Origin of the sequence: Erwinia tasmaniensis Et1/99, from assembly GCF_000026185.1 — a bacterium.
GTDB classification, from domain to species: Bacteria; Pseudomonadota; Gammaproteobacteria; order Enterobacterales; family Enterobacteriaceae; genus Erwinia; species Erwinia tasmaniensis.
Genome location: NC_010694.1, coordinates 3,439,356 through 3,449,959 on the forward strand (window position 1 = coordinate 3,439,356; position 10,604 = coordinate 3,449,959).

Below are 10,604 nucleotides of genomic sequence, written 5' to 3' on the forward strand. Positions count from 1 at the left end.
CTTTACTCTCGGGGAATGATGTCCTGCCAGAGAGTATAAAGCGTTCACAAAGGGTGAAAAAAATGACTTAATATTATCCAAACTATGCCAAATGGGAATAATTATGGACGTTCGCGCCCTGCGCTATTTTGTGGAAGTGGTTCGCCAGCAGAGTTTCACCCGGGCTGCCGAGCAGCTGTACGTCACTCAGCCCACTATCAGCAAGATGTTACGGCAGCTGGAAGATGAGCTGGGTTGTACCCTGCTGATCCGCGAAGGCCGCAAGCTGCACCTGTCCGATACGGGCCAGGCGGTGTACCAGCGCGGGCTGACTATTCTTCAGGAGTTTAAACAGCTGGAGGCAGAGATTGGTGATATTAACCAGCTGAAGACCGGCGAGTTGCGCCTGGGCATTCCGCCGATGGTTGGCATGCAGATCGCGGGGTCAATCTCGGCATTTCGCCAACGCTACCCCGGCGTGGAGCTGAAGATCGCCGAATTTGGTGGCCTGACGGTACAGCAGGCGGTGCTGTCCGGCAGTCTGGATATTGCCATGACCGCCCTGCCGGTAGCGGACGATTTGCCGCTAAATTCGCTGGCGCTGATGAGCCATCCCCTTTGTGTCCTGGTACCGCGTACCGAAGAGTGGTTGCGCCGCAGCCATATGCCGATCGGTGAACTGGCCGGGCATCCGATACTGATCTATAACGAAGAGTTTTCGCTCAATCGCCAGCTGATGCGCGCCTTCCAGTCCAGCGGCTTCACGCCGCAAATTGCGGTGCGTAGCGGGCAGTGGGACTTTCTGGCCGCCATGGTACAAGCGGGCATGGGCATCGCCATTCTGCCGGAGCCAATCTGCCAGCGTTTGGACAGGAGCCAGCTGCTGTGGCTGCCGCTGGAATCTGACCTGGTATGGAAACTGGGGCTGATCTGGCGCGAAGGCAGTTATTTGTCACGCAGTGCGCAGGCGTGGATCGGCTGTTGCCGCGAGTTCTGGCCCGGTGAAACGCCACGCCTGTCGATATAAACGGCGGCGGTATCATGGCAACGGACGATCGCTGAAAAGCAACGGTCCGTTGCACAATGATGCGCAGCCGCTATTCCTCTTTGTCTACCAGCAGCGCTTCCAGCAAATCAAGATCGTGCTGCAGTTTGCGCATGGTTTCATTGCTGATTTTCTGCGTGGCGCGCAGATGATACAGTTCCCCACGTTCAGCCCGCAGCGCGTTGAGGCGGAAACGGCGTTCGAGATTTTCCGCATACAGCGAACGCTCCATATCGTCTTTGCCATCAACCCGACGGCGCAGATTCCCCGATACGCGTAGACTGACCTCTTTCAACAGCTCACTGTCGATGTTCTCGTCGGTATCGGCAGCCAGCCGCTCTTCCATCTGATGCAGGCTCTCAATGGCGGTAGCCGCCATCGTCGCGCGCGCGCTTTGTACTTCGCGACGATGCATAGATTTATCTATTCCTTCCACGCCGCGTAGCAGCACGGGTAGCACCATCACCCCCACCAGCAGCGAGAACAGGATCACCCCCGTTGCCAGGAAGACCAGCTCATAACGTGCCGGGAAGTCATTACCATTAGTCAACAGCAGAGGGATAGACAGCACACCGGCCAGCGTGATGGCTCCGCGCACGCCGGCGAAGGAGGCGATCAGCAGCTCGCGCGTTGAATAGCTAGAAAACTCCATCGGCCGTTTTTTCAGCATTCTGCGGCTGATCAGGCGCATCGTCCACAGCCAGCCAAAGCGCACAATCATTAACGCCACGTAGATCAGCACCACCGAGGCGAACAGCGCCCACAGCTCCACGTTAGGATCGGCATTCGCCTGATTTAACGACACTTCGAGAATGCCCGGCAGCTGCAGGCCCAGCATCAGGAACACCATGCCGTTGAAGACAAATTCCAGCATCTGCCAGACGCTGTTAGCGCGCAGCCGCATTGCCAGCGGAGCCTGGCGAATAATACCGGAACGCGAGATGGTCATCCCTGCCGCCACCGCCGCGAGGATACCGGAAACGCCAATATGTTCGGCGATCAGGTAGGATGCAAAAGGCAGCAGCAGCAGCAGCACCGTCTGCGTGGCCGGGTCGTCACCGCTCCAGCGGCTGAACAGGCGCAGTGATTTACCATACAGCCAGCAGATGGCGATACCCGCCAGCAGGCCGCCGATTGCCACCTTCAGAAATTCCAGCGTAGCGCCGGAAACGGTAAACACCATGGTTCCCATCGTCACGGCCACGGCAAACTTCATGGATACCAGGCCGGAAGCGTCGTTCATCAGCGCTTCGCCCTGCAAAATACCCATGATTTTTTTCGGGATGCGCCCCTCCCCCACAATGCCGGAAAGCGCCACGGCATCGGTCGGAGAGAGCACGGCGGCCAGGGCAAAGGCAGGCAGCAGCGGAATACCCGGCACCAGCCAGTAAATCAGATAGCCAATTCCGACCACGGTGATCAGTACCAGCACCAGCGCCAGCCCGAGGATCTCGCGACCGTGGTGCAAAAATTCGCTGGTTGGGGTTTTCCAGCCGTCGGCAAACAGCAACGGCGGAATAAACAGAACTAAAAACAGCTCCGGATCAAAGTCAACATGCAGGCCGAACGTTGGCCAGGCAAGCAGCGCCCCCATGGCAATTTGCACCAGCGGCAGGGGAATTTGAAATGGAATGATTCGTGCGGCCACGCCTGACAACGAGACAACCAGTGTCAGAATGAGGATGGTAAAGAAGATTTCCATGTTTTCCTTTCTTATACGTCTTCCTGTGGGATTCAGGCAATACGGACATGGCGATGAACATGCCCACTCGATAGTAAAGCAAATTCATCGGGCATTGAAAAACAGGAAGTGCGTTAAGAGGGAAAATTCAGCAGCATCTGAAGCCGGGGCCGCAAGCTGCGACCCCAAACTGCATCAGATAGCCCATCCACCGGCATAAAATGCCACCAGGGCGATACCAATGATCAGGGTGCCGCCATTCAACTTGCGCCACTCACCGGCGACAATGCGCCCAACGATCAGCGATCCGAAGCCAAGCATAATTCCGGTCACGATATTGCAGGTCAGCACAATAAATACCGCCGCCAGCAGGCCAGACATCGCATCGACAAAATCGTTGAAATCAATTTTAGACACGTTGCTGAGCATCAGCAGCCCGACATACATCAGTGCGGGTGCGGTAGCATAGCCCGGCACCAGGTAGGCCAAAGGTGACAGGAACAGAATAAGCAGGAACAACACGCCGACCACCACCGCCGTCAGGCCGGTTTTACCGCCCGCTGCCGTACCCGCCGCCGACTCAATATAGACCGCCGCCGGAGCCGCCCCCACGAGACCGGAGAAAATACTGCTCAGTGAGTCGCTGGTCAGCGCCTTTCCGCCGCTAATAATTTGGTTGTTTTTGTCCAACAAATTGGCCTGGCCCGCCACGGCGCGAATAGTCCCGGTGGCATCAAACACCGCCGTCATCACCAGGGCCAGTACGCTTGGCAGCACCGCGGGCTTCAGCGCGCCGAGAATATCCAGGCTAAACACCAGGGAGTTGCCCTGCGCGTCGCTCAGACTTGGCATCGAAAACAGCCCCTGATAGCGCACGGCGGGATCAAAGATCAGCCCGATGATTGAAATCGCAATAATGGTCAGCAATATACCGCCGGGAACGCGCAGCTTTTCCAGGCCAAAAATCACCGCCAGGCCCAGCAACGTCATCACGATGGGGAAAGAGGGAAAGTGGCCTAACGCCACCGGCAGTCCTGGTCCCGGATTTTTTATCACCAGGCCAACACCGTCTGCCGCGATCAGCAGGAGAAAAAGCCCGATGCCAACGCCGGTGCCGTGTGCGACACCCATCGGTAAATTACGCAAAATCCAGGCACGAATACCGGTCGCAGAGATCAGGGTAAACAGCACCCCCATCAGGAACACGGCGCCCAGCGCCACCGGCAAACTAATATGCTGGCCCAGAACCAGACTGAAGGCGGTAAACGCCGTCAGTGACAGCGCACAGCCAATGGCCATCGGCAGATTGGCCCACAGCCCCATCAACAACGAGCCAAACCCGGCCACCAGGCAGGTCGCGACAAAGACGGCGGCCGGCGGAAAGCCTGCTTTTCCCAACATCGACGGTACGACGATCACAGAGTAAACCATTGCCAGGAAGGTCGTCAGGCCAGCAATCACTTCCTGGCGCACGCTACTGCCGCGTGCCGAAATTTTGAACCAGGCGTCTAAAGAGCCGCTGGCGGGTTGAGAAGGAGTAGACATAGTAATCCTCTGAGCTTTCTTATGAGTTATAGCGGCGTGGTATCGCGGCGGCCCCGCAGCGATCGACGTTTGCATCCCTGGTGCAATATTCGCGGTAAAAGTGCCTCATGGCGAGGCGTCACCGGATTAAAGGCAAACGTTTTCTAATTCACGCATAAAAACGCGTATTTGATATTACGCATCATTGTTGCCGCAGGTATACACCCGCCCAGAACTGTGGCTGAGGCTGAGGCTGATGAGCCGCCAACAGTACTGAGGTTTTCAAGATGACAGTTTTTTTGCAGGCAAACGATTATCCAGTGTTTTATGCCGTACTTTCAACACCTGTTCGCGCTTAAATGGCATTCTCTGAAAATGCACTATACCTGCCGTCAGCGTGAACAGAGTACCGGGAAAGGCCCCGGTACTCTGCAAGGATTTTCTTATGGCCGCTATCCGGTAAGGGAGGAGGTGAAACGTTCTCTGTTAACAGGGGAAAAGATTGTCACGAGAGAGTAATCTCTCCCCCTTTCTCCAGCGCGCGCTGCCAGGCCGCACGCTGCTGCACTTTCTCCAGCCAGGCCTGGATCGCCGGGCTATCAGCGGCACCGCCACGGGCGGAAAACGCCTGCAGGGGAAAGCTCATTTGCACATCGGCAATGCTGAATCGACTGCCGGCAAACCACTCATGGCTGGCCAAATGCTGCTCGATAAACTGGCGATGGTTAGCCAACTGGGGATCGATATAGCCCTTCTGCACCCCTTTACCGAAGGCGCTGCCTATCGGCCGCAGCAGCCACGGTACCGGCGCTTTGCCCATCCGGCTAAAGATCAGCTTCATCACCAGCAGCGGCATTAATGACCCTTCAGCATAGTGCAGCCAGTAACGTGATTGCAGGATCTCTTCGTCGTCAAAAAGTTTTAGCCGATGTTCAGGATCATATTGTGCTTCCAGATACTCCAGAATCGCCCCGGACTCCGCAACAACGCGATGATCATCGGTAATAACGGGAGATTTTCCCAACGGATGCACTTTTTTTAGCGCTTCGGGGGCCAACATGCTGGCCTCACGCTGATAGCGCTTGATCTGATACGGCACTTCCAGCTCTTCCAGCAGCCAAAGCACGCGCTGCGAACGTGAATTGTTCAAATGGTGCACGGTGATCATCATCACTCCTTACTCGCGGTAATCAAACCATCAGTATAGGAGTTCAGACGCTTTTCACATCCAGCAGTATTGCCCCCGTGCCCTGTTCACTCAGGCGGTCGTCAGGATTACGCAGCGGGCAATCCTCCATCGACAGGCAGCCGCAGCCGATGCAGCCGTCGAGATCGTCCCGAAGGTGGGTCAGCGTTTCGATGCGCCTGTCCAGCTCATCACGCCACTGTTGTGACAGCACCGCCCACTCCCTGGTGGTCATCCGTTTACCGGGAGAATACTGCATCAGGCTATCGCCGATGGTGGCGAGTGGAATGCCAATGCGCTGGGCAATTTTAATCACCGCAACGCGACGCAGTACGTCACGAGTGTAGCGCCGCTGGTTACCCGCATTGCGATAGCTGCTAATTAGTCCTTTGCTTTCATAGAAATGCAGCGCCGAAACCGCCACGCCACAGCGCTGCGCTACATCGCCCGGAGTTAGTTCGCGCTTATTGGGGTTATGGATATTTTTTTTCATTTAGCACTTTACCTCAAGTTAACTTGAGGAATTATACTCACCGACCATTGAGACCGCGAGAAGGATCGGTCCGTTTTCACCAGACTGGGAGAAAAGTGCATGCATGACGACATCATTAATACCCTGACCCACTGGATCGACAACAATCTGGGTAAAAACCTGTCGATTGATGAAGTGGCGGCAAAATCGGGCTACTCGAAATGGCATCTGCAGCGCATGTTCCGCACCGTCACAAAACAGACGCTGGGCGGATATATACGCGAGCGCCGTTTGACCCTGGCCGCCGAAGCGCTGCGCCAGAGCCACCGTCCGGTATTTGATATCGCCATGCAGTATGGCTACGATTCGCAGCAGACCTTCTCACGGGTATTTCGTCGTCAATTTTCGCAAACGCCAACAGATTACCGTAACACCATGCGTCGCCAGAGGTTGCAGCGCAGCAGCTGGAATTTTGACTGTAGTGACTACGCTGTCAGCAGCCTCACCCGGCAGCCGCATCGCAAAGCCAGTCCGACCTGTAACTGAACCTACGCGCACCGGTACGGCAGCGCGGCGCTGTCATGACTTCAGACTCCCGCTGCGCGCCTGTTCATCGCTATAAAGATGACCTGTCGTGCGTGCCCAAACACCGCTATATGTTGAAAAAAAAACGAAATTTCCCGACACCGCGGCAGGCATCTCGCCACCGACATGACGTTATTCCGACATTCGCGGTTTGCTATCGCGGAAATAGATTTCAGGTGAATAGTGAGAGGCGTCTTTTTCCAGCCGCGTACGTATTGGCTATTTTCTAACATTTTTAAATAAATGATCTAACCAGGTAAAAAAAGGTATCTTCGCGCACAGATATGCCCGATCTTTTCCCGCTTGAAATGCAGTATGGCCTTACCCTATGGCATTTTTGTCTTTAATAGCCAATCCAGTGCCCCCAACGTCATAAATATCTACGAAGCAGCCAATGTGCACGCGGCGGTAAGACGTTCCCGTTCGTAAGCCGTAACTGACCCTGTCAGAAAGAACCGTACCCTTTTCCGCTGGAAAGAGAAAAAATATGCTGGAAATCGCCAGAGGTAGGCCAGAACGTAACGGTCTGCGCAGCAGACGGAAGATCTGATAAACCTACCTTCACGGGACCAGGTAGGGCAATAAGCTGATGGCAATCACTGAGAGTGCTCCTCATTTTCACGACGCGCCCATTATTTTACAGGGAAGCGTGTCAGCACCTAAAATAACGGCAGCGGCAGTGTGAAGGAGAAAAATAACACGCTAACAGAGACTAACCTAAATATATCAGGGCCGACAAGCCTACCCAAAAATCGATTAGAAATATCGCGCCGGCATCGGGTTCTACTTAATTGCTTATCGCCCACGCGCCATGCAGCATCGTGCCGTATTTTATTGAAGAAGATTGTCTTTTTTTAAAGCCTCATCGTAACTTCCCGGTCCAACAACGTAATCACTAACGGGGCTGATGCTCTTACGAACAGTGATTAAATAAAGCTTTTCTTATTCCGATAGACAAATTTTACGGAACGTCCACTTAGCGCCAAGAAGACTGTTTTTGAACCGATAATTATTTCATGTTCATCAACAGCGGTAATCCCGTGTGATGATAGTCACTTAGAGTTTTCACATAAGCCGTAAGTCAAACATTGAAATTAGCTCATTTTTTTAGCTCCCCTGCCGGAGTTATCCTAATCATTCCTCCTTTAGGAGCGGATATGAGAGAAAGTTATAGCAAAAGACAACAATATCAAAACCCCTAAAAACTATTTCTTAAAATTTAGGATGAATCCCATAATGTTATTTTACTCATAATCCCCTAACGTAAGGCGTAACGACCTAATCAGCTGATTATTCAGGTCTGGATAATATCTTAAAAAACAGATCCACTTAATAATATAGTCATTCTTACCCACGCATTGTTAAGAAAGGTAATAACATTTATGAGAAAGTCACGATATACCGAAGAGCAAATCACCAACGCCATTAAAGCTTCGGAAAATGGCGGCAGTGTAAAAGAAATTTGTGACACATTAGGAATTTCTGCGGCGACTTTGTATAGCTGGAAAAAAAAGTATGCGGGACTTTCTTCAGAAAATGGACGAAAAATGAAGGACCTGGAGGAGAAGCTGCACAGTATTGAACGTGAGCTACGTGTTCTCTCCTCTGACAAAGAGATGCTACAAAGCGTGCTTAGGCACTTTTTCACCACTAAAGATAAACGGCAGGCCGTTAATTTTCTCCAGAATATCTATCAGATTGGTACGCGCCGCAGCTGTCGCCTGCTGGATATCAGCCGCAGTGTTTATCACTATCCTAACAATGGTGAAAACTGATTGTGGTATCAATGTCAACAAGTGGGTATGTAAAGGGATCAAATAAAAATATTCTTATGGCTGATTAAACATTGACGATCGCCCTTCGTAGCGGAAAATTTCCAATGAACGGTTTATCACCCGTCTCCGTGACCTGACTGCACCTCCTAGAAATCAACAGCTTCAGTGCGCGTTTATCTTTTTGATTGGGATAAACGTGCAGCCAGCTGCCTCGCCTCAACCCATCGTTCGATGACAATGCGAGCGTTTTCACCCACTCATGAGGATTTTTTCTAGATGGTTATTAAGCCACCCCTCGACCGTTAATCCATGCGCCGCTGATACCGCACGCCACAAAGATCCTGGTGACCAATAAGCCCCATCGCGCCCAAATACGTATTAACTATCCTTATTATTCAGGTCGATAATCCTGTCATGAGCGCATGTTGATGGTCATGTCACTTATTGATTGCCGGGGGTGATGATACCGGTATCCATCTCTTAAGACGCTATTTACATCGCAAATTTGATTTACAGATGGCATTTGCGCAGGGAGTTGGGCACAAGCAGAGATCTTCCCCCCTTCAACGTGGCATGAGAAATCAGCTCATGTGGATGAAAAGAACAGGGAGGAAATAGCGCCCGGTGACATAGGCAGAGGCTGCGCGCCACAAGATCGCGAGGGTTGAGTACACGGTCAACGCACAACGAACGATTTCCAGGCACCAGAACTAGCACGAAATATCAAAACTAAACAAAAAGCCAACGAACCCCATGCGGTGGGCGGTGATTAAAGGACATTGCGGTACCATTTATTAAGACCCTGTTCTAATAAAGTCCTCCCCCTCTATAAAGTTTAATAATTTAATAAATATCATGTCAGAAACACTGATTAGCCCTTGTGGCGAAAACGGATTTACGCTGTTTTTAGCTCTGGTTACCGGAAGAATAACTCCCGACACTCTATGGCGCTCCCCCACTTATCGGGCCAAATTTTTGCTGCGCTCGCTGGCGTTCCCTCGTGCCAGCATAAGCCATCTTCATCAGCTGGCCGTACTGCCTGAAATGCGTCATGCGCTGAATATTCAGGCCACGCTGCCCGGTAAAATACACCGGCCTTATCTTTATCTGGGGTTATCCTCTCGCCAGCGTGCGCAGGCTTTACAACAGCATTACGCATTTTTGCAGCAGCTTTCCTGCAACGCACTACGCAAGGCTATGCTGACGCCGCAGCAAACTGAGCTGGTCAGTTTTTGCGCTAAGGACGATAAGCATTTCAAGGTGACTCTTGCCTGTAACGGTCGATGTGAACGCGAAGGTGAGGTCAATATGTCCCTCAGTTGCGATGGCACGCTGCTGGCAATCGTGACGTTTTCGGTTCTTGAGCGCGACGGACGTCGGGTGCTGCTTATCGGTGGAATACAGGGGGCACACAGCGAAACGCCTCACGAGACGATCCGCACGGCAACCCGTTCCTGCTACGGGCTGTTTCCTAAGCGAGTGCTGCTGGAGGTTATCTCACTGCTGGCGCGTGCGTCGGGGATCGGGGCTATTCAGGCAGTCAGTAATTGCGGACACACTTATTACAGCCTCCGCTACCGCTACAAAAAGCGCGCCGTATTTCTCGCCAGCTATGATGAATTCTGGCAGTCGCTGAGCGCTGAAAAGGTGTCACGCCAGCTTTGGCAACTGCCGCTGGAGTTCCCTCAGAAGACAATCGAAGAGATCCCCAGTAAAAAACGTGCAGAATATCGCCGCCGCTATGAACTGCTGGAGGTTTTGCGCCAGCAGTTCACGCGTTTAGTTTAAAGGCCGCTATCGCTCAGAGGATTCTGGCTGGACTTCATCGATTTTCCAGCCATCGCGCTCGTGAACCAGCGTAACCAGCAGATGCTGCCTGTCGCTGGGATCACGACCGAGCGTGACATCGCCTGCCGCCCGCTTACCGTTATAGGTAAAACGGCTGACGCTGACGTTATTGACCCATCCGTCACTGTAGTCCTGATCCTGCAGGAAGTAGTCGTCGTCCATGCCGTCCGGGCTTTTAATCAGCAGGTTAATTTTTTGCAGCAACCGCTGCGTGACATACTCATTTAACAGCGGATCGTGTTCATCGATCGGACTTTCTTCTTTACTTAGCGCCGTCAGATACCAGTTGTAAAAGGCCAGGCTGGTGCTCTGGGGATCGTTATTATGCTCAGCCGCCGTCGCCCCAAAGGCAACGATCGCTGTCACCAGCATCAGCAACCACTTTTTCATGCAAACCACTCCGGATAACTCACGTCTTCATTCCTTTATCAATCGTGCTTTCCTGTGCGCCTGTGATTGTATTGAATTTAGCCGGCTAATCTACCCTCACCCTTCACTTTGTGACTTTT

9 protein-coding genes are annotated in these 10,604 nt (G+C 52.7%); 4 read left to right on the plus strand and 5 right to left on the minus strand.

Features of this window, described 5'->3' with window-relative positions:
• Positions 1–103: 103 nt before the first annotated feature.
• Positions 104–1,006 carry a LysR family transcriptional regulator gene (locus ETA_RS16565; RefSeq protein WP_012442771.1) on the plus strand — a complete coding sequence of 301 codons (903 nt, stop codon included), beginning with the start codon at positions 104–106 and terminating at the stop codon, positions 1,004–1,006.
• Positions 1,007–1,076: 70 nt separating this feature from the next.
• Here the strand turns inward: ETA_RS16565 and ETA_RS16570 are convergent, their stop codons facing one another.
• The 4 genes from ETA_RS16570 to soxR form a co-directional block, all read right to left on the minus strand.
• Entirely contained in the window at positions 1,077–2,726 is a 1,650-nt protein-coding gene (locus tag ETA_RS16570) for a Na+/H+ antiporter (RefSeq protein ID WP_012442772.1), read from the minus strand.
• 174 nt (positions 2,727–2,900) lie between these two features.
• Entirely contained in the window at positions 2,901–4,250 is a 1,350-nt protein-coding gene (locus ETA_RS16575; RefSeq protein WP_012442773.1) for an NCS2 family permease, read from the minus strand.
• Between the two features lie 484 nt (positions 4,251–4,734).
• On the minus strand, positions 4,735–5,397 hold the full coding sequence (locus ETA_RS16580; RefSeq protein ID WP_012442774.1) for a glutathione S-transferase family protein: 663 nt from the start codon (positions 5,395–5,397) through the stop codon (positions 4,735–4,737).
• 43 nt (positions 5,398–5,440) lie between these two features.
• Positions 5,441–5,908, minus strand: coding sequence for a redox-sensitive transcriptional activator SoxR (gene soxR / locus ETA_RS16585; protein WP_012442775.1), 468 nt, complete (start codon positions 5,906–5,908; stop codon positions 5,441–5,443).
• Between the two features lie 99 nt (positions 5,909–6,007).
• Here soxR and soxS point away from each other — a divergent pair, with 99 nt between their 5' ends.
• The 3 genes from soxS to ETA_RS16600 all read left to right on the plus strand — a co-directional run bounded on the left by soxS (position 6,008) and on the right by ETA_RS16600 (position 10,035).
• On the plus strand, positions 6,008–6,433 hold the full coding sequence (gene soxS / locus ETA_RS16590) for a superoxide response transcriptional regulator SoxS (RefSeq protein WP_012442776.1): 426 nt from the start codon (positions 6,008–6,010) through the stop codon (positions 6,431–6,433).
• Positions 6,434–7,854: 1,421 nt separating this feature from the next.
• Positions 7,855–8,247, plus strand: coding sequence for a transposase (locus ETA_RS16595; RefSeq protein ID WP_042959177.1), 393 nt, complete (start codon positions 7,855–7,857; stop codon positions 8,245–8,247).
• An 855-nt stretch (positions 8,248–9,102) separates the two neighbouring features.
• Positions 9,103–10,035, plus strand: coding sequence for a VirK/YbjX family protein (locus tag ETA_RS16600; RefSeq protein ID WP_012442777.1), 933 nt, complete (start codon positions 9,103–9,105; stop codon positions 10,033–10,035).
• A gap of 6 nt (positions 10,036–10,041) precedes the next feature.
• On the opposite strand, the gene ETA_RS16605 is transcribed toward ETA_RS16600, so the two are convergent.
• Positions 10,042–10,485: a DUF3828 domain-containing protein gene (locus tag ETA_RS16605; RefSeq protein ID WP_012442778.1), complete on the minus strand. Its 444-nt coding sequence runs from the start codon at positions 10,483–10,485 to the stop codon at positions 10,042–10,044.
• Positions 10,486–10,604: the final 119 nt, after the last annotated feature.